Annotated in this window: 16 protein-coding genes; 6 read left to right on the top strand and 10 right to left on the bottom strand. The window is 68.4% G+C overall.

The features are described from left to right. From RSD66_RS00580 to RSD66_RS00560, 5 genes are all read right to left on the bottom strand, one after another. On the bottom strand, nucleotides 1-798 hold the full coding sequence (locus RSD66_RS00580) for a succinate dehydrogenase iron-sulfur subunit (RefSeq protein ID WP_024354433.1): 798 nt from the start codon (nucleotides 796-798) through the stop codon (nucleotides 1-3). 12 nt (nucleotides 799-810) lie between these two features. Next, nucleotides 811-2,595, bottom strand: a complete 1,785-nt coding sequence (gene sdhA / locus RSD66_RS00575; RefSeq protein WP_024354434.1) for a succinate dehydrogenase flavoprotein subunit — start codon at nucleotides 2,593-2,595, stop codon at nucleotides 811-813. A 7-nt stretch (nucleotides 2,596-2,602) separates the two neighbouring features. Beyond that, entirely contained in the window at nucleotides 2,603-2,998 is a 396-nt protein-coding gene (locus tag RSD66_RS00570; protein ID WP_415288624.1) for a succinate dehydrogenase, hydrophobic membrane anchor protein, read from the bottom strand. Then, a complete protein-coding gene (gene sdhC, locus RSD66_RS00565) occupies nucleotides 2,995-3,456 on the bottom strand; it encodes a succinate dehydrogenase, cytochrome b556 subunit (RefSeq protein WP_346525242.1) in 462 nt (153 codons plus the stop codon). Before sdhC ends, RSD66_RS00570 begins: the two co-directional genes overlap by 4 nt. Nucleotides 3,457-3,584: 128 nt before the next feature. Continuing rightward, the gene (locus tag RSD66_RS00560) at nucleotides 3,585-4,022 is read right to left on the bottom strand and encodes an HIT domain-containing protein (protein ID WP_415288623.1); all 438 of its coding nucleotides are present in this window, start codon (nucleotides 4,020-4,022) and stop codon (nucleotides 3,585-3,587) included. Nucleotides 4,023-4,163: 141 nt separating this feature from the next. Here RSD66_RS00560 and mdh point away from each other — a divergent pair, with 141 nt between their 5' ends. Beyond that, nucleotides 4,164-5,126 carry a malate dehydrogenase gene (gene mdh / locus RSD66_RS00555; protein ID WP_415288622.1) on the top strand — a complete coding sequence of 321 codons (963 nt, stop codon included), beginning with the start codon at nucleotides 4,164-4,166 and terminating at the stop codon, nucleotides 5,124-5,126. A 125-nt stretch (nucleotides 5,127-5,251) separates the two neighbouring features. Here the strand turns inward: mdh and zapE are convergent, their stop codons facing one another. Further along, nucleotides 5,252-6,364 carry a cell division protein ZapE gene (zapE, locus tag RSD66_RS00550; RefSeq protein ID WP_134582001.1) on the bottom strand — a complete coding sequence of 371 codons (1,113 nt, stop codon included), beginning with the start codon at nucleotides 6,362-6,364 and terminating at the stop codon, nucleotides 5,252-5,254. A 149-nt stretch (nucleotides 6,365-6,513) separates the two neighbouring features. On the opposite strand from zapE, the gene RSD66_RS00545 reads away from it, so the two are divergent. The 3 genes from RSD66_RS00545 (at nucleotide 6,514) to RSD66_RS00535 (ending at nucleotide 9,305) form a co-directional block, all read left to right on the top strand. Further along, the gene (locus RSD66_RS00545) at nucleotides 6,514-7,560 is read left to right on the top strand and encodes an aspartate-semialdehyde dehydrogenase (RefSeq protein ID WP_119413120.1); all 1,047 of its coding nucleotides are present in this window, start codon (nucleotides 6,514-6,516) and stop codon (nucleotides 7,558-7,560) included. Nucleotides 7,561-7,673: 113 nt separating this feature from the next. Continuing rightward, entirely contained in the window at nucleotides 7,674-8,687 is a 1,014-nt protein-coding gene (gene rarD / locus RSD66_RS00540) for an EamA family transporter RarD (protein ID WP_415288621.1), read from the top strand. Nucleotides 8,688-8,720: 33 nt separating this feature from the next. Further along, nucleotides 8,721-9,305 (top strand): YybH family protein, encoded by a 585-nt coding sequence (locus RSD66_RS00535; protein WP_415288620.1) that lies wholly within the window; start codon nucleotides 8,721-8,723, stop codon nucleotides 9,303-9,305. Here the strand turns inward: RSD66_RS00535 and RSD66_RS00530 are convergent. From RSD66_RS00530 to RSD66_RS00520, 3 genes are all read right to left on the bottom strand, one after another. Then, the gene (locus RSD66_RS00530; RefSeq protein ID WP_415288619.1) at nucleotides 9,302-10,447 is read right to left on the bottom strand and encodes a serine hydrolase domain-containing protein; all 1,146 of its coding nucleotides are present in this window, start codon (nucleotides 10,445-10,447) and stop codon (nucleotides 9,302-9,304) included. The genes RSD66_RS00535 and RSD66_RS00530 overlap by 4 nt on opposite strands. Before the next feature lie 45 nt (nucleotides 10,448-10,492). Beyond that, nucleotides 10,493-12,145 (bottom strand): M28 family metallopeptidase, encoded by a 1,653-nt coding sequence (locus RSD66_RS00525; protein WP_415288618.1) that lies wholly within the window; start codon nucleotides 12,143-12,145, stop codon nucleotides 10,493-10,495. 73 nt (nucleotides 12,146-12,218) lie between these two features. Beyond that, nucleotides 12,219-13,433 (bottom strand): TIGR03862 family flavoprotein, encoded by a 1,215-nt coding sequence (locus tag RSD66_RS00520; protein WP_415288617.1) that lies wholly within the window; start codon nucleotides 13,431-13,433, stop codon nucleotides 12,219-12,221. A gap of 47 nt (nucleotides 13,434-13,480) precedes the next feature. Between RSD66_RS00520 and greA the strand changes: the two genes are divergently transcribed. Next, entirely contained in the window at nucleotides 13,481-13,963 is a 483-nt protein-coding gene (greA, locus tag RSD66_RS00515; RefSeq protein ID WP_415288616.1) for a transcription elongation factor GreA, read from the top strand. 14 nt (nucleotides 13,964-13,977) lie between these two features. Here the strand turns inward: greA and RSD66_RS00510 are convergent, their stop codons facing one another. Then, nucleotides 13,978-15,618 carry a leucyl aminopeptidase family protein gene (locus RSD66_RS00510; RefSeq protein ID WP_415288615.1) on the bottom strand — a complete coding sequence of 547 codons (1,641 nt, stop codon included), beginning with the start codon at nucleotides 15,616-15,618 and terminating at the stop codon, nucleotides 13,978-13,980. 400 nt (nucleotides 15,619-16,018) lie between these two features. Between RSD66_RS00510 and RSD66_RS00505 the strand changes: the two genes are divergently transcribed. Then, the gene (locus tag RSD66_RS00505; protein WP_415288614.1) at nucleotides 16,019-16,963 is read left to right on the top strand and encodes a LysR substrate-binding domain-containing protein; all 945 of its coding nucleotides are present in this window, start codon (nucleotides 16,019-16,021) and stop codon (nucleotides 16,961-16,963) included. Nucleotides 16,964-17,159 lie beyond the last annotated feature (196 nt).

Here is a 17,159-nt window from a genome sequence, read left to right as displayed (position 1 = left end):
TCAGGCGGCGGTCTTCTTGCGCGACGGCGAGACCATCAGCTTCTTGGTCTCGGCGATCGCCTTGGCCGGGTTCAGCCCCTTGGGGCAGACCTGGGCGCAGTTCATGATCGTGTGGCAGCGATACAGCTTGAAGGGGTCCTCGAGGTCGTCGAGGCGCTTCTGGGTGGCGTCGTCGCGACTGTCGGCGATCCAGCGATAGGACTGCAGCAGGGCCGCCGGGCCGAGGTACTCTTCCTGGTTCCACCAGTAGCTCGGGCACGAGGTCGAGCAGCAGGCGCACAGGATGCACTCGTAAAGGCCGTCCAGCTTCTCCCGGTCTTCCGGCGATTGCAGGCGTTCCTTCTCCGGGTCCGGCAGGTCGGACTGGAGGTAGGGCTGGATGGAGTCGTACTGGGCGTAGAAGAGCGACAGGTCCGTCACCAGGTCCTTCACCACCGGCTGGTGGGGCAGGGGGGCGATGGTGATGTTGTGCGACGAGCACTCGGCCCAGCCCTTGGTGCAGGCCAGGGCGTTGCGGCCGTCGACGTTCATCGAGCACGAGCCGCAGATGCCTTCGCGGCACGAGCGGCGGAATGACAGCGTCGGGTCGATCTCGTTCTTGATGTGGATCAGGGCGTCCAGAAGCATGGGGCCGTGATCGTCGGCCGAGACCTCATAGACGTCCCAGCGCGGATCGGCGTCCGTTTCCGGGTCGTAGCGATAGACCTTGTAGGTCTTGACGTTCTTCGCGCCGGCCGGGGCCTTGTGGACCTTGCCGGTCGTGGGCTTGGAGCCCCGCGGGAGGTTGAGCTGAACCATCTGCAATCCTCCTTAGTACACCCGAGCCCGGGGCTCGATGTAGGAGACCTCGTCGGTCATCGTGTATTTGTGCACCGGGCGGTAGTCGATCTGGACGCCTTCGCCCGGACGCTTCCACGCCAGGGTGTGCTTCATCCAGTTTTCGTCGTCGCGGTCGGGGAAGTCTTCGCGGGCGTGGGCGCCGCGCGATTCCGTGCGGTTCAGCGCGCCTTCGATGGTCACCAGGGCCTGCGAGATCAGGTTGTCGTATTCCAGCGTCTCGACCAGGTCGGTATTCCAGATCAGACCGCGATCCGTGGTCTTGATGTCGGCGCCGGCGGCCTCGATCGAACGCAGCTTGGCCACGCCTTCTTCAAGGGTCTTGCCGGTGCGGAACACGGCTGCGTCGGCCTGCATGGCGCGCTGCATGTCCAGACGCAGGTGCGACGTCGGGGTCGAGCCCGAGGCGTTGCGGAAGCGGTCCAAGCGCGCGATGTGCTGGTCGGTCTGGGCCTTGGAGGCCGACGGCACGGCCGAGTTCTTGTCCACGACCTCGCCGCAGCGCAGGCCGACGGCGCGGCCGAACACCACCAGGTCGGTCAGGGAGTTGGAGCCCAGACGGTTGGCTCCGTGCACCGAGACGCAGCCCGCCTCGCCCACGGCCATCAGGCCCGGCACCACGCTGTCGGGGTTTCCGTCGCGCAGCGTCAGCACCTCGCCGTGATAGTTCGTCGGGATGCCGCCCATGTTGTAGTGGACGGTCGGAATGACCGGGATCGGCTCCTTGGTCACATCCACGCCGGCGAAGATCTTGGCCGATTCCGAGATGCCCGGCAGGCGCGCGTGCAGCACGGCCGGATCAAGGTGATCCAGGTGCAGGAAGATGTGGTCCTTGTTCGGGCCCACGCCGCGGCCTTCGCGGATTTCGATGGTCATGGAGCGCGAAACCATGTCGCGCGGGGCCAGGTCCTTCACGGTCGGCGCATAGCGCTCCATGAAGCGCTCGCCCTCCGAGTTGGTCAGGTAGCCGCCTTCACCGCGTGCGCCCTCGGTGATCAGGCAGCCGGCGCCGTAGATGCCGGTCGGGTGGAACTGCACGAACTCCATGTCCTGCAGCGGCAGGCCGGCGCGCAGCACCATGGCGTTGCCGTCGCCGGTGCAGGTGTGGGCCGAGGTGGCCGAGAAATAGGCGCGGCCGTAACCGCCGGTGGCCAGCACCACCATCTTGGCGCGGAACTGGTGCAGTTGGCCGGTGTCGAGCTGAAGCGCGGTGACGCCCGTGCAGGCGCCGTCCTGCATGATCAGGTCGAGCGCGAAATATTCGACGAAGAACTTCACCTCGCGACGGACCGACTGGCCGTACAGGGTGTGCAGGATGGCGTGACCGGTGCGGTCGGCGGCGGCGCAGGTGCGCTGCACCGGGCCTTCGCCGAAATTGCGGGTCATGCCGCCGAAGGCGCGCTGGTAGATCTTGCCTTCGTCGGTGCGGCTGAAGGGCACGCCCCAGTGCTCCAGCTCATAGACGGCCTGGGGCGCGTTGCGGACCAGGTATTCGATGGCGTCCTGGTCGCCCAGCCAGTCCGACCCCTTGACGGTGTCGTACATGTGCCACTGCCAGGAGTCTTCGCCCATGTTGCCCAGCGAAGCGGAGATGCCGCCTTGCGCCGCCACGGTGTGCGAGCGGGTCGGGAAGACCTTGGTGACGCAGGCGACCTTCAGGCCCTGCTGGGCGGCGCCGAGGGCGGCGCGCAGGCCCGAACCGCCGGCGCCGACGACGACGACGTCGTATTCGTGATCGATAAGCTCGTATGCAGCCATGGCGGGATCAGACTCCGGCCGGCAGCGGGGCCGAACCCAGCGCCAGACGTACGATGAAGAAGACGCTGGCGGCCGCCAGCACGAGGAAGACCAGGTTCGACACCAGGACCAGGCCAGAGCGGGACGAGGCGGGGACGTAGTCCTCGATGATCACCTTCCAGGCCAGGCTGGCGAACAGGCAGAAGACCACCGCCGTCACGGCCAGCAGGCCGGCGTTCAGCGTGCCGCCGAACCAGGCGACGACCGCGCCGTAGTCGGCGCCGGCCAGGGTGAAGCCGGTCGACAGGACCCACAGGCCCAGCGGCATCAGGGCCAGCAGCGCCAGCTTTTCGAGTTTCCACTCTCCGGCGCCGTGACGCTCGGAAATTTTCACATTGTTCTTGAACTTGGGCGCGGCGCTCACAGCGAAACCTTTCCAGCAGCGAACAGCACGACCCAAAACAGGACGGCCAGGACGATCGGGCCCCAGACGGCGATCTGGGCCATCAGGTTGGCGGACTTCAGGTCCAGCCCCTTGCCGGCGTCGTTGATCAGGTGGCGCGCGCCGTTCAGCAGGAAGGAGAGCAGCACCCAGGTCAGGCCGAACCAGATGAACAGGCCGAACGGCGAGCCCGAGAAGGCGGCGACCGAGGCGAAGGCGTCCGGACCGCAGGCGACGATCGCGACCCAGCCCAGCAGCAGGACGGCGCCCACGCTGGCCGCGCCGATGGTGACGCGGAACAGGATCGACGCGACCATGGTCATGTGCCAGCGCCAGATATCGGTGAAGGGCGACATCGGAGCGACGTGCCCGTTGGGGTGACGGACGTAGCGGCCCGTCCGGTCGCCAGTTTCGCCCGCAGCCGGGGGAGTGTTCGACATGCGAATGATTCTCAAAAAACCCGAGGAATTTCAGGGCCGGATTGCAGTGCAACAGGCTTTAGTGACGCAGACGGGGGGGTGTCAACGAAGCGGGCCGATTCGCGTCAAGTTCTACCTGCGAACGCCAATCAAAAGGCTGCGATATGCGACAGCGCCGTTTGGCGCGTCGTCGTCGTGCACGGAACCGCCCCCGGCCGCCCCCAGACCGGGTCAGGCCACAGCGGATCGTCGCGCCGACGCCCGACCACATGAATGTGAAGCTGGGCGGTGACATTGCCCAGAGCGGCGACGTTCAGCTTGTCCGCCGGTTGATCGCGCAGAGCGCCCAGTTCGCGCACCAAGGCCCCGGCCCGCACGATTTCTTCGGTGAGCAGGGCGCGCTGGGCGGGCGACAGGTCCTCCAGTTCGACCGCCCCGGCCACGCGGGGCAGCAGGATCAGCCAAGGGAAACGGGCGTCGTCCTGAAAGCGGATCTGGCACAGGGGCCAGTCGGCGGCGAAGACGGAGGCCGCCTCAAAGGCGGGATCGGCGCGGAAGTCAGCCTGTAGGTCCGGGTGCGAGGTCATGGCGAACCGTGACAGCCGCCAGCGGGGGGCGCAACGACGAAAGCCGTATCGCGGAACGCTTGCCGCGACCCGCCGACAGGTCTAGACCGCCGTTCCAGCGACTACCGTTTCGCACACGCAATATCGACTGGAGAGACTTGAATGGCTCGCGCGAAGATCGCCCTCATCGGCGCCGGAATGATCGGCGGAACCCTGGCCCACGTGGCCGCGCGCGAAGCGCTGGGCGACGTCATCCTGTTCGACATCGCCGAAGGCACCCCCCAGGGCAAGGCTCTGGACATCGCCGAAGCCTCGGCCGTCTTCGGTCAGGACGTGGCCCTGAAGGGCGCCAACGACTATGCCGACATCGCGGGCGCCGACGTCTGCATCGTCACCGCCGGCGTGCCGCGCAAGCCGGGCATGAGCCGCGACGACCTGATCGGCATCAATCTCAAAGTCATGAAGGCCGTCGGCGAAGGCATCAAGGCCCACGCCCCCAACGCCTTCGTCATCTGCATCACCAACCCGCTCGACGCCATGGTCTGGGCGCTGCAGAAATTCTCGGGGCTCCCCAAGGAGAAGGTCATCGGCATGGCCGGCGTGCTGGACTCGGCGCGCTTCGCCTACTTCCTGGCTGAAAAGACCGGCGTGTCGGTGCAGGACATCCACGCCTGGACCCTGGGCGGTCACGGCGACGACATGGTGCCGATGGTGCGCCACTCGACGGTCGGCGGTCTGCCGCTGCCGGACGCGGTCGCTGCAGGTTTCCTGTCGCAGGCCGACCTGGACGCCATCGTCGAGCGTACCCGCAAGGGCGGCGGCGAGATCGTGGCCCTGCTGAAGACCGGCTCGGCCTTCTACGCACCGGCTGAATCGGCCATCGCCATGGCCAAGTCCTACCTGCTGGACCAGAAGCGCGTCCTGCCGTGCGCCGTGTGGCTGTCGGGCGAATACGGCCTGTCGGACCTCTACGTCGGCGTCCCGGCCCTGATCGGCGCGAACGGCGTCGAGAAGGTCATCGAGTTCACCACCAACGATGACGAAAAGGCGATGTTCGCCAAGTCGGTCGCCTCGGTCCAGGGCCTGATCCAGGCCTGTAAGGATATTGAGCCTTTCTTGGCTTAAGGGCGCTAACGCGAGCCGCGCGGCGGCTCGCTGCTTGAGCGCCTAGGCGTCCGAGTTGGAAAGGGGTCGTGCTGGAAGGCGCGGCCCTTTTTCGTGCGCCATACGTAGGATGAGCGGAAAGGAGTTTACGCCGCCTCGGCTACCTCGCGCTGCTCCAGCCAGTCCTCGCTCTGCATCTCGTTGAAGCGCGACACCGTCCGCTCGAACTCGAAGGCGCCGACGCCCTCGGTGTAGAGGGCCTCCGGCGCGGCTTCGGCCAGGACAACCAGACGGGTCTTGGCTTCATAGAGGGCGTCCACCAGCGTCACCAGGCGGCGCGCTTCGTGGTGATTGGCCGGGCTGAGCAGCGGCACATCGGCCAGGAACAGGGTGTGGAAGCGCCGGGCGATGGCCAGATAGTCCTGCGGTCCCAGCGGGCGGCCGCACAGTTCGTCAAAGGTCGCGCGCGCCATGCCGCCGACCGTGCGCTCCAGCTTCACCTCGCGGCCCAGCACGGGCAGGACGATGGGGCTTTCCGGCTCGCCGCCCTTCAGGTCGGCCCACAGGGTCTCGAATCCCTGCCGCGCCTCGGCGTCCAGCGGCGAGAACCACACCTTGGCCCCGCTCATGCGGTCCAGACGGAAGTCGCGGGCGCCCGACGTTTCGACCACGTCGCAGCGTTGGCGCAGAATATCGATGAAGGGCAGGAAGAGCTGGCGGTTGATGCCGTTCTTGTAGAGGTCTTCGGGCGCGCGGTTCGAGGTGACGGCCAGCACCACCTTCTTCTCGAACAGGGCTTCGAACAGGCGGCCCAGGATCATGGCGTCGGCAATGTCGGTGACCTGAAGCTCATCGAAGCACAGCAGCCGCGCCTCAGAGGCGATCAGGGCGGCGATCGGCGGGATGGGGTCGTCGCCCTTGTGCGTGCCGAAGACCTCCTTGCGGCTGCGCGACGTGCCTTCGCGCCACTGTTTCACCAGATCGTGGATGCGCGCCATGAAGGCGTGGAAGTGGGCGCGGACCTTCTTCTGCTCGGGCGTCGAGGAATAGAACAGGTCCATCAGCATGGACTTGCCGCGTCCGGGCGGACCCCAGATGTAGATGCCGCGCACGACGGGCTGGGCGCCGAACAGGCCCTTTTTCGACAGATCGATCTCGAGTCGTTCAAGCGCGCCGATCAGGGCGGCCTGGGCCGGTTCGGGCGTGATCACGCCTTCTTCCACGCGGATGTCGTAGGCGTTGCGGATGCGGGAGGTCATGGCCAGCAGATAGCTCCCCGATGAGGCCGGGGGAAGGCGTTCGCGGATTCCGGCGCCGAATTGGAGGATTCTGGTTGCTTCGCGGCTGCGAAGGACCCAAATGCAGAAGCGTTTCTCCCAAACGCCCCCGAACAAAGGATGATTTCATCATGGGCTATCGCGTCGCCGTCGTAGGCGCCACAGGCAATGTCGGCCGGGAAATCCTGGCCATCCTCGAGGAAGTGAACTTCCCCGTCGAGAAAATGCACGCGATCGCCTCCCGAAAATCCAAAGGCGTCGAGGTCTCCTTCGGCGACCGCACCATCAAGTGCGAGGACATCGAGCAGTTCGACTTCTCGAGCGTCGACCTGGTGCTGATGAGCGCCGGCGGCGGGGTGTCGCGCGAATGGTCGGAAAAGATCGGCAAGGCCGGTCCCATCGTCATCGACAACTCCTCGGCCTTCCGCCAGGACCCGGACGTGCCCTTGATCGTGCCGGAAGTGAACCCGGACGACGCCAGGCTGGCGCGCAAGAAGAACATCGTCGCCAACCCCAACTGCTCGACCGCCCAACTGGTGGTGGCGTTGAAGCCGCTGCATGACGCGGCCAAGATCAAGCGCGTCGTCGTCTCGACCTATCAGTCCGTCTCGGGCGCCGGGAAGGAAGGCATGGACGAGCTGTGGAACCAGACCAAGGCCATCTACGGTCTGGGCGACGCCACGCCGAAGAAGTTCCCCAAGCAGATCGCCTTCAACGTCATCCCCTACATCGGCTCGTTCCGCGACGACGGCTATACCGACGAAGAGGCCAAGATGTGGGAGGAGACGCACAAGATGCTCGATCCCGCGATCAAGTTGACCGTGACCTGCGTGCGCGTGCCGGTCTTTGTCGGCCACTCCGAAGCGGTGACGGTGGAATTCGACCGCCCGATCGCGCCGGACGAAGCTCGCGAAATCCTGCGCGAGGCGCCGGGCGTTCAGGTCATCGATAAACAGGAACACGACGGCTACATCACCCCGGTCGACGCTGCGGGCGAACACGCGGTCTATGTGTCGCGTATCCGCAAGGACCCGACCGTCGAGCATGGCCTGAGCTTCTGGGTGGTGTCCGACAACCTGCGTAAGGGCGCGGCCCTGAACGCCGTGCAGATCGCCCAGCTGCTGGACGAGACCGGCGTGATCTCGCCCAAGAGCGGTTATCGTACTTTGACGGTCTAAGAAGAGGCCCCTGACGCCCCGCACGCGGTGTGGGGCTGCTTTAGGGGCTGTTGAGCACTCCATGATCCCGCCGCGTCGCCAGCGCGATGCGGCGGGGATCGAAAGGTTCCAGCGTGAGCGCGTCTCCTGCTCCATCCGCCGCCTCGGCGCCCGAAGCCCGCACCGCCCTGGCGGCGGGGATCATCTGCTATCTGATCTGGGGTTTCGTGCCTCTGGTCTTCCAGCAGATGGGCCAGCAGGGGGCGGACGCCTGGGAGATCATGGGGCACCGCGCGGTCTGGGGGCTGGTGTGGGCGGCTCTTCTGGTGGTGCTGTCGCGTCAGTGGACGCAGGTCATGGCCGTTCTGCGCCAGCCCAAGGTGCTGGGCTGGCTGGCCCTTTCGGCCATCCTGATCGCCGGCAACTGGACCACCTATATCGTCGCCGTGAACGATGGGCGGACGCTGGACGCCTCGCTGGGCTATTATCTGAATCCACTGCTGAACATGGCGGCGGGCGCCTGGCTGTTCCGCGAGAAGATCGACTGGGCGGGAAAGATCGCCATGGCCCTGGCGGCTGTAGGCGTGCTGTTGCAGACCATCGCCCTGGGTCATGCTCCGTGGGTTTCGCTCATCCTGGCGCTGACGTTCGCGGCCTATGGCATCATCCGTAAACGCGTCTCGGTCGACGCCCAGACGGGCCTGTTCCTGGAATGCCTGCTGCTGGCCCTGCCGGGGCTGATCTGGCTGATCCATATCGAAACCAGCGGCGCAGGCCACTTCACCCAGTCCGCCGGTTCAGTCTTCTGGCTGTTGTTCGCCGGACCGGCGACGGTCATTCCTCTGGCCCTGTTCGCCTGGGCCGCGCGGCGGATGCCCCTGTCCAGCATGGGCTTCCTGCAGTTTCTGGCGCCGACCATCGTCTTCATCATCGGCGCGCTTCAGGGCGAGGCCCTGGGGCCGCTGCGCATCGCCTCCTTCGTTTTCATCTGGATCGCCGTGGCCGTCTTCGCGGTCGGCGCCGTGCTGAAGGTGCGCCGCGCCTCCGCCACGGCCGAGACCATCGTCGCCCCTGAACCGGGCCTGCTGGACGACCCGGCCGAGGACCGGATGGACGCCATCGGCGAGAATCCGCCTGCTGCGCGTTGAGGTCGGGCGCCGTCCCGTCCTAAAGAAGGGGTGATGATGATCCCCTCCCGCCTGCTCTCCGCCCTCGCCGCGTCCATCCTGCTCGCCGGGGGGACCTCGGCCTGCGCCCACGGCGCGCTTGAGGGAGGTGGACAGACCGACGACGTGATCCGCACGGCCCGCGTGGGGGTCAGCCGTGAGGCGGCGCCGTCCATCGCGCCCGGCGCCCCGGCGGCCGTCGCCGCGCCGCCGACCACGGCCGAGACCTTCGACGCCGTCAGCGACGCCCTGGACGCCGCCGCCGCCGCCTGGACCTCGGGCCAGGTGGATGCGGTCATGGCCACCTATGTCCACGACGAGCCTCTGCTGGTTTTCCTGGGCGACACGCCGCTGAAGGGGCCTGACAGCGTGCGCGCGGCCCTGGACGCCCGTGCGGCCGAGCCCGGCGGGCTGGGCGCCCTGTCCTATGAGTGGTTCGAGACCCTGCAGTTCGACGTCAATACGGCGGTGGTCTCTGGCCGGGCGGTGATGACGCGGGGCGGCAAGACTCATCGCGGCCTGTTCACCCGCATCCTGCGCCGCACCGCCGACGGCTGGCTGATCGTTCACGACCAGCTGGCCTGGGGGCCGGAGGCCTAGACGGCCGCGTAAAGAGCTTCGATCAGCCTCAGCGCGCGCGGATCGCCGATCAGATGCGGCGACTGGCGCGTCATGACATAGGCGGCCGAGACGCCCGCCGCCTGATCTGCAAACGCCATCGAGCCGCCCCAGCCGCAATGGCCGACCGCTTCGGGGTTGGGGCCGAAGATATTCAGGCCCTGATTGCGGGTGAAGCCCGCCGCCCAGCTCATGTCGAAGGGCAGCACCTTGTCGGGCCCGTGGATGCGCTCGCGCGTGGCCTGGACCAGGGTTTCCTCCGACAGCACGGTCAGATGATCCAGCGCGCCGCCGGTGGCGACGACGGACATCATGCGCGCCAGATCGCGCGCCGTGGCGTGCAGGTTGGCCGACGGAATCTCCGCCATGCGCCACTCGGTCGAGCCGCGTCCGCCCGGCGCCGAGCCGCGATCCAGGAAGGCGGCTTTCTTGATCGCGTCGATGGGGCCGAGGTCCGGCGCGGCGGCGGGCTTGCGAAGTTGCGCGACGCGGCCGTGCTCGGCCTCGGGCAGGCCGATCCACAGGTCCAGATCGAACGGCTGGGCGAAATCTTCGCGCAGAGCCGTCCCCATGGTCCGCCCGTCGACAATGCGGAACAACTCGCCCGCCAGATAACCGATCGTGATCGGGTGATAGCCGGACGCCGTGCCCGGCGCCCACATCGGCGTCTGGGCCGCCAGCTTGTCCAGCACCGCCTGACGGTCGAACCAGATGGCCGGCTCGGCGCCGCCATCGAAGCCGGGCAGACCGGACTGGTGGCTCATCAGCTGGCCGACGGTCAGCTGGTCCTTGCCCGCCGCGCCGAAGGCGGGCCAGTGGTCGGCGACCCGGTCCTCATAGGACAGCAGCCCCTTGTCCACGCAGCGCGCGATCATCAGGGCCATCACTGCCTTGCCGGTCGAGAAGACGGGGACCAGCGTGTCCTCGGCGAACGGCTTGGTCCCCGCCAGATCGGCCGACCCTGCCCACAGGTCCACCACCGCCTCGCCGTCGATGGTCACGCTGAAGCGCGCGGCCAGTTCGTTCAGCCCTTCGGGCGCGTCAGTGAAGTTGGCGGCGAAGGCGTCCTTCACCGCATTGAAGCGCGGCGGGCAGACGCCGTGGAGGTCGGGGAGGCTGGTCATGGGTGCGGTCTAGCGCCTTGGCGGCTTTACGTCACTTGCGGCCGATTACTGGCGCGCCGACGCCGAGGCGTTGCGGGCGCCTTCGAACTCGTCGCCCGGCTTCCACGCGGGCCAGTCGCGCGAATTGGCCAGGTCGCGGCCGACTTCATACAGCAGCTGAACATCGGCGGCGGCGGCGTCCATCTTCCACTCCGGCGTCCATTCGTCCGTCGGCTGATGATAGCGGTTGGCGACGTAATCGCGGCTGGCTTCGTTGTGGCCGGTGAAGCCCGCGGCGGCGAACAGGGCGGGCACGCCCTTCCTCGCCAGCGGGAAGTGGTCCGAGCGATAGAAGGCCCCCGCGTGCGGCGCCGGGTCGGGGATCAGGCGACGCCCCTCGCGCGCGGCCAGTACCGCCAGCCGGTCGTCCAGATCGTTCTTGCCCGCGCCGATGACGACGATGTTCGGGTCGATCTCGGTGCCCGGCAGCAGGCTGTCCATATTGATGTTGGCGACCGTCGTCTCCAGCGGCCAGACGGGATTGGCGGCATAGTATTCGGCGCCCAGCAGACCGGTCTCTTCCGCCGCCCAGCTGATGAAGACGGTCGAGCGTTCGGGGCGCGGCCCCTCGGCGAACAGGCGGGCGATTTCCATGACGCCCGCGACGCCGGTCGCATTGTCGACGGCGCCGTTATAGATGTCGTCGCCGTTCTTGGGCGTGGCGCGGCCGTAGGCGTCCCAGTGGGCGCCGAACATGACCGTCTCGTCCGGGTATTTCGTTCCGGGCAGGCGGCCGATGACGTTGCGCGTCTCGACCCGGTCGGCTTTCTGGCCGAAATCGATGGACATGGTCACGCCGTCCAGCGCCACGGGGCGGAAGTCGGGCGTGCGCGCCTGATCCTTCAGGGCGGCGAAGTCCAGCCCGGCGTCCCGGAACAGCTGTTCAGCGATCGCGCCCTGAATCCAGCCCTGCGCCGCCACACGTTCCTTGTTGGGATCGGCGCGGACGATGTCGAACTTGGGCGCGGTCGAGGAATTCTCCAGCGTCGACCACGGATAGCCCGCGCCCGGCGTGTCGTGAATGACCAGAACGCCCGCCGCTCCATGTTCGGCGGCGACCTGGAACTTATAGGTCCAGCGGCCATAGAAGGTCATGGCCTGACCGTCGAACCTGCCGTTGACCGGATGGCCTTCGGGCGCGCCGAAATCGGGATCGTTGACCAGCACCAGCATGATCTTGCCGGTCAGATCGACGCCCTTGTAGTCGTCCCAGCCGCGTTCGGGCGCGTCCACGCCATAGCCGACGAAGACCAGAGGCGCATCGGTCAGGCTGATGCGCTCCACCGGCCGGTCGGACGAGACGATGACGTCCTTGGCCCGTTGCAGTTCGGTGGTGCGGCCCTTGGAAGAGACGCTGATGGCGGCGGGGCCATCCTGACTGGTGCGGCTGACCTGGGCGACCTGCACCCACGAGCCGTTCGGGCCGCCGGGTTCGAGACCCAGCGCCTGAAACTGCTGCGACAGCCAGGCGATGGTGCGGTCCTCGCCGGGCGTGACCGGCGCGCGGCCTTCGAACTCATCGGAGGCCAGAACGCGGGTCGCCTCGTTCAGCCGGGCCGGGTCGATGCGGCCGGTCTGGGCCCCGGTTTGGGCGAGCGCGGAGGTCGAACACATCAAGGCGGCGATCAGGCCGACGGCGGCGGAACGGGCGAAGGTCATGGGCAGGCTCGGCTCTTGAACGATTTGCGCCACGCTGCCCCCTGAGGCCGCCTCTGTCGACCCCCGAAAGGCTTCAGCGCCCGTCCAGCCAGACGCGCACGCCCTCCGTCGCAACAACGCCCGAGGCGAAGGAGGCCTGCAGCAGATAGCCGCCGGTCGGCGCCTCCCAATCCAGCATCTCGCCGGCGACAAAGACTCCAGGCCGCGCCTTCAGCATCAGCCGTTCGTCCACGGCGTCCAGCGCGACTCCCCCGGCCGAGGAGATGGCGCGGGCCAGGCCCTGCACCCCGGTCAGGGTCAGGGCGACGCCCTTGATCCGGGCGGCCAGTTCGGCCGGGTCGGCGGGCAAGGAGCCGCCTTCGCGCAACAGGGCGACGGCCGTGGCGTCCAGCCGGGCGGCCTTGCGCAGCCAGTTCGACAGGCTGTCCTTACCGCGCGGTTTCGACAGGCGTTGCGTCAGCGCCTCGATGCTCAGATCGGGCCGCAGGTCGAGCGTCAGCGTGGTCGATCCGTCGCGCTCCACCGCTTCGCGCAATGCAGCCGACAAGGCGTAGATCCCGCCGCCCTCGATCCCATAGGCGGCGATCATGGCCTCGCCGCGCACGGTGCGCCCGCCATCCGTCAGGGCGACGCCTTTCAGCGGCGTTCCGGCGAAGCGGTTGCGGAACAGGGGCGACCACGCGACGTCAAAGCCGACATTGGCGGGCCGGAAATCTGCCACCTCGGCGCCTGCCTGTTCCAGCGCCGGAACCCAGGCGGCGTCCGACCCCAGCTTGGCCCAGCTGGCGCCGCCGAGCGCGAGGATCACGGCGTCCGGCCGCTCGATGCGTTCGCCCTCGGGCGTGTCGAAGGTCAGGGCTTCGCCCTGCCAGCCGGTCCAGCGCGAGCGGGTGCGGACCTCGACGCCCAGCCCTTCCAGCCGCGCCAACCAGGCCCGCAGCAGGGGCGAGGCCTTCATCGCCTTCGGGAACACCCGGCCGGACGAACCGACGAAGGTCGGCTGGCCCAGCCCCTCGACCCATTTAATCAGATCGGCGGGAGAAAAGGTGTCCAGCCAGTCCTTGATGCGCGCCTGAGAGGCGGCGTCATAGCGGTTCAGGAACGGCTCGGGCGGCTCCGAATGCGTCAGGTTCAGCCCGCCGCGCCCGGCCATCAGGAATTTGCGCGCGACCGAGGGCATCCGCTCATGCACCACGACGCGCAGGCCCGCCTGCGCCAGACGTTCGGCGGCCATCAGCCCGGCGGGACCGGCGCCGATCACGGCGACTGTGGAAGGGGAGGGCGTCATCGCCGCCTTCCTAGCGGGAATGGGCGCCGGGGCCTATGTTGATGGTCATGAGCGTCGCCTTTACCCGAGAAGAAGATCTGGAAGCCACGGCGGCGGACCTGCCGGACCGGCCGATCTCGCCCCATCCGAACCTCGTCACGCCGCAGGGGCTGGCCCAGATCGACGCCGAACTGGCGGCCGCACGGGCGGCCTATACGGCGGCTCAGGCGGCGGGCTCCATCGAGGCCGACCGCACCGCCATGGCGCGGGCGACGCGCGACCTGCGTTACTGGTCGGCGCGGCGTAGCACGGCCCAGCTGGTCGAAGCGCCGCCGGACGGCAAGGTGCGCTTCGGCGACACGGTGACGATTGAGCGCGAGGACGGCCGCACCCAGACCTGGCGCATCGTCGGCGAGGACGAGGCCGATCCGACCCAGGGCAGCGTCAGCCACGTCTCGCCCCTGGCCCGCGCCCTGCTGGGCAGGCGCGAGGGGGATGAGGCGACGGTCGCGGGCCAGTCGGTCGAGATCGTCGCCATCAAGGAAGGCTGAGGCTGAAGGCGGCTTCAGTAGCCGCCCGTTCCTTTCTCCTTGGGCACAGGCTGGAAGTCGCGCACGAACCGCTCCAGCAGGCGCACGCTGTAGCCCGCCGAGCCCGCCGGTTTCACATCGTTGGCGCCGCCGAAGGCCATGTTGGCGATGTCCAGATGCGCCCAGGGCGTCTCGGGCCGCGCGAAATAGCCGATGAAGTGGGCGCCGGTGCCCGCGCCCGCCCCGCCGTCGCCCGAGTTCTTGATGTCGGCGATGGTCGAGGCGGTGGCCCGCACATAGGAGGGGTGCAGCGGCAGGCGCCACAGGGTCTCGCCGGTGGCGTCGCCCGCCGTCTTCAGCTGATCGGCCAGGGCGTCGTGACGGCTGAACAGGCCCGCATAGTCGCCGCCCAGGGCCCCGCCGACCGAGCCGGTCAGGGTGGCCACATCGACGATGGCGGCCGGGTTCATCGTCGTGTCGGCCCAGACCACGGCGTCGGCCAGCACCAGACGACCCTCGGCGTCGGTCGAGACGATCTCGATGGTCTTGCCGTTCATGGCGGTCAGGACATCGGCGGGGCGGATGGCGTTCCCGCCCGGCATGTTTTCCGACAGGGCGGCGACGGCGACCACGTCCACCGGCGCCCCGCCCTTGGCCAGGGCCAGGACGGCGCCGACGACGCTGGCGGCGCCGGACATGTCCATCTTCATATTGCCCATGTTCGAGCCGGGCTTCAGCGAAATGCCGCCGGAATCAAAGGTGATGCCCTTGCCCAGCAGGGCCACCGGCCCCGCCGAGGGCGCGCCCTGACCGCGATAATGCACGGCCAGCATACGCGGCGGACGGGCCGAGCCCTGACCCGAGCCGAGGATGGCGCCCATGCCCAGCCGCTCCATCGCCGGCACGTCCAGCACGGTGATCTCGACCCCCGGCACGCCGGCGAAGGCGGCGCGGGCGCGCTCGACGAAGGTCTCCGGATAGATGACGTTGGCCGGTTCATTGGACACGTCGCGAGTCCAGGCCATCGCCTCAACCAGGGCCGCGCCGCGACGATAGTGCGCCTGAGCGCTCGCGGCGTCGTCGGCCACGACGGTCAGGGCGCCCGGCGCCGCACGGTCGCGGCCGGTGGTGACATAGAGGTCCGAGCGGTAGTGGCCGATACCCAGTCCCGTCGCCAGTTCCGAAGCCATGTCGGCGGACAGGCCGGACGTCAGGGCCGTCAGGGCGCCCGGCTGGCTGTTCAGGGCGCGGCCGGCGACGATGCCGGCGGTCTGGATGTCGGCGGCCTTGGGCGCCTCGCCCAGACCCACGATCAGGATGCGGTCCCAGCCGCCGACGCCGTGCAGGTTCAGGGTCTGGCGCGGCTTATAGTCGAAACGGGCGGCGGTGACGGCCGAAGCGATCGCCTGACGCGTGGCGGCGTCCAGCGATGCGCCGCGCGTGTCGAGCTCAGCCTCCGACCCCAGCGGCAGGACCAGAGAGCCGGACGGCGCAGCAGCGGCGGCGAAGATCACGGCGCGGGCCTGGGCCGGGGCGGCGCGGGCGGGCCAATCCGAACGCTCGGCCGCGGGCGCGGCGCGGCGCGATTGCGCCTCGGCCGGAACGGCGACGGTCAGACCGGCGGCGGCGATCAACGCGGCTGCGGCGAAGGACGGAATACGGGTGGTGCGGCGCATCGATCAGGGCCCCCTCTGCGACGATGAAGGCGCCTTTATGGGCGGGGGCCCTGCGCGGGGGCAACTGCTCCGCTGACGGAAGCCCGCCGGGCGCGACGCCTTGTCGCGCCCGGCGGGCGTTTAGGGTCGCGCCCGGCGCAGCAATGACCGTCAGCAGGCCGCCCGGCGCGGGGGCGTCGGGCAGGGTCGGGCCCTGATGCGGGCATCGCCTGACTTGGCGGTCGCCGGGGGAGGCGAAAGGGGGCGTGCGCTGAACAGGGCGCCGATCCATCCCCACGCGGGTTCCTTATGAGTGCGGTGAATGTCTTCCATGTCCATCCTCCTTTCTGAGAGCTTGAAGATGGGCCATGTTGGTCGCCGTCACAAACGAGATGACGACGCTTCGGTATAAGGCTGGCTTATGGTTGATCTTCTTGCGCGGATCCCGGTGGACGCCTTGCGGGTGTTTGAAGCCGCGGCGCGCCTGCTCAGCTTCACCCGCGCCGCCGAAGCTCTGGGCATGACGCAGGCGGCGGTCAGCTGGCGTATCCGCGACCTGGAGGAAAAGCTTGAGCGTCCTCTTTTCACACGTGGAGCGCGGCAGGTGAGTCTGACCCCGGAGGGGGAGCGTCTGGCGACAGCGGCGACCGAGGCCATGACCCTGCTGCGACGAGCTGTGGCCGAGGTGGTCGAGGCGGATCAGGGCGTCTTGGCCGTCACCACGCTGCAGACGCTGGCGACCCAGTGGCTGGCGACGCGGCTTGGAGCGTTTCAATTGGCCAACCCCGATCTGGCGGTGCGCGTGGACACCAGTTCGGTTCTGTCCAGCCTGGGGGCGGATGGGCTGGATGTCGCCCTGCGCTTCGGTTCAGGCGACTGGCCTGGACTGGAGAGCCGGTTCCTGATGCCCGCCGTCTTCACCCCCCTTTGCACCCCGGCGATGCGCGACCGTCTGGATCTGAAGACGCCCGCCGACCTGAAGCGGGCGCATCTGATCGGCGAGCCGCGCGAGTGGCGGGCCTGGTTCGCCGCCGCCGGCGTGGCGCCGGCTGACGCCGCCCCGCCGCCGCGTCTGACGGCCGACAATCAGGCGATGGAGGTGGCGGCGGCTCTGGGCGATCAGGGCGTGGCCCTGGGCTCGCCCATTCTCTACGGCCGAGAGATCGAGCGGGGCCTGCTGGTTCGGCCGTTCGAAGCGACGGTCGCCCTGGCCGAGGGCTATTGGCTCTGCTACCCGCCCGGCCGCCGTCTGACCTCCAAGATCGCCCGCTTTAGGGACTGGGTGCTGGACACGGCGCGGACCGACCCGGCGGTGGTCGAGGGCGCGCGGCTGGCAGGGCGTGAGGTGGGGGAGGAGGGCAACTAGCGCGCGGGTTCTCCCTCCCCTTCATGGGGAGGGTGGTCGACGCGAAGCGGAGACCGGGTGGGGAGGGCCGGGTGATCCTGGCCTCGGCGCCTGCATCGTCTTGCCGCCCCCACCCGGCTTCGGCCTGTCGGCCTCAGCCACCCTCCCCATGAAGGGAAGGGAGAAGCCGTGCGCAAAAAGAAAGGGCGGGACCTTT

The sequence above is a fragment of the Brevundimonas sp. S1H14 genome (genome assembly GCF_047716865.1).
GTDB classification, from domain to species: domain Bacteria; phylum Pseudomonadota; class Alphaproteobacteria; order Caulobacterales; family Caulobacteraceae; genus Brevundimonas; species Brevundimonas naejangsanensis.
This window is presented reverse-complemented; position numbering and strand designations above follow the sequence as displayed.

Bases quoted from the DNA above. Each gene is read 5' to 3' on its own strand.
- RSD66_RS00580 (WP_024354433.1), bottom strand. From the start codon at position 798: ATGGTTCAGCTCAACCTCCCGCGGGGCTCCAAGCCCACGACCGGCAAG.
- sdhA (WP_024354434.1), bottom strand. From the start codon at position 2,595: ATGGCTGCATACGAGCTTATCGATCACGAATACGACGTCGTCGTCGTC.
- sdhC (WP_346525242.1), bottom strand. From the start codon at position 3,456: ATGTCGAACACTCCCCCGGCTGCGGGCGAAACTGGCGACCGGACGGGC.
- RSD66_RS00560 (WP_415288623.1), bottom strand. From the start codon at position 4,022: ATGACCTCGCACCCGGACCTACAGGCTGACTTCCGCGCCGATCCCGCC.
- mdh (WP_415288622.1), top strand. From the start codon at position 4,164: ATGGCTCGCGCGAAGATCGCCCTCATCGGCGCCGGAATGATCGGCGGA.
- zapE (WP_134582001.1), bottom strand. From the start codon at position 6,364: ATGACCTCCCGCATCCGCAACGCCTACGACATCCGCGTGGAAGAAGGC.
- RSD66_RS00545 (WP_119413120.1), top strand. From the start codon at position 6,514: ATGGGCTATCGCGTCGCCGTCGTAGGCGCCACAGGCAATGTCGGCCGG.
- RSD66_RS00535 (WP_415288620.1), top strand. From the start codon at position 8,721: ATGATGATCCCCTCCCGCCTGCTCTCCGCCCTCGCCGCGTCCATCCTG.
- RSD66_RS00530 (WP_415288619.1), bottom strand. From the start codon at position 10,447: ATGACCAGCCTCCCCGACCTCCACGGCGTCTGCCCGCCGCGCTTCAAT.
- RSD66_RS00525 (WP_415288618.1), bottom strand. From the start codon at position 12,145: ATGACCTTCGCCCGTTCCGCCGCCGTCGGCCTGATCGCCGCCTTGATG.
- RSD66_RS00520 (WP_415288617.1), bottom strand. From the start codon at position 13,433: ATGACGCCCTCCCCTTCCACAGTCGCCGTGATCGGCGCCGGTCCCGCC.
- greA (WP_415288616.1), top strand. From the start codon at position 13,481: ATGAGCGTCGCCTTTACCCGAGAAGAAGATCTGGAAGCCACGGCGGCG.
- RSD66_RS00510 (WP_415288615.1), bottom strand. From the start codon at position 15,618: ATGCGCCGCACCACCCGTATTCCGTCCTTCGCCGCAGCCGCGTTGATC.
- RSD66_RS00505 (WP_415288614.1), top strand. From the start codon at position 16,019: ATGGTTGATCTTCTTGCGCGGATCCCGGTGGACGCCTTGCGGGTGTTT.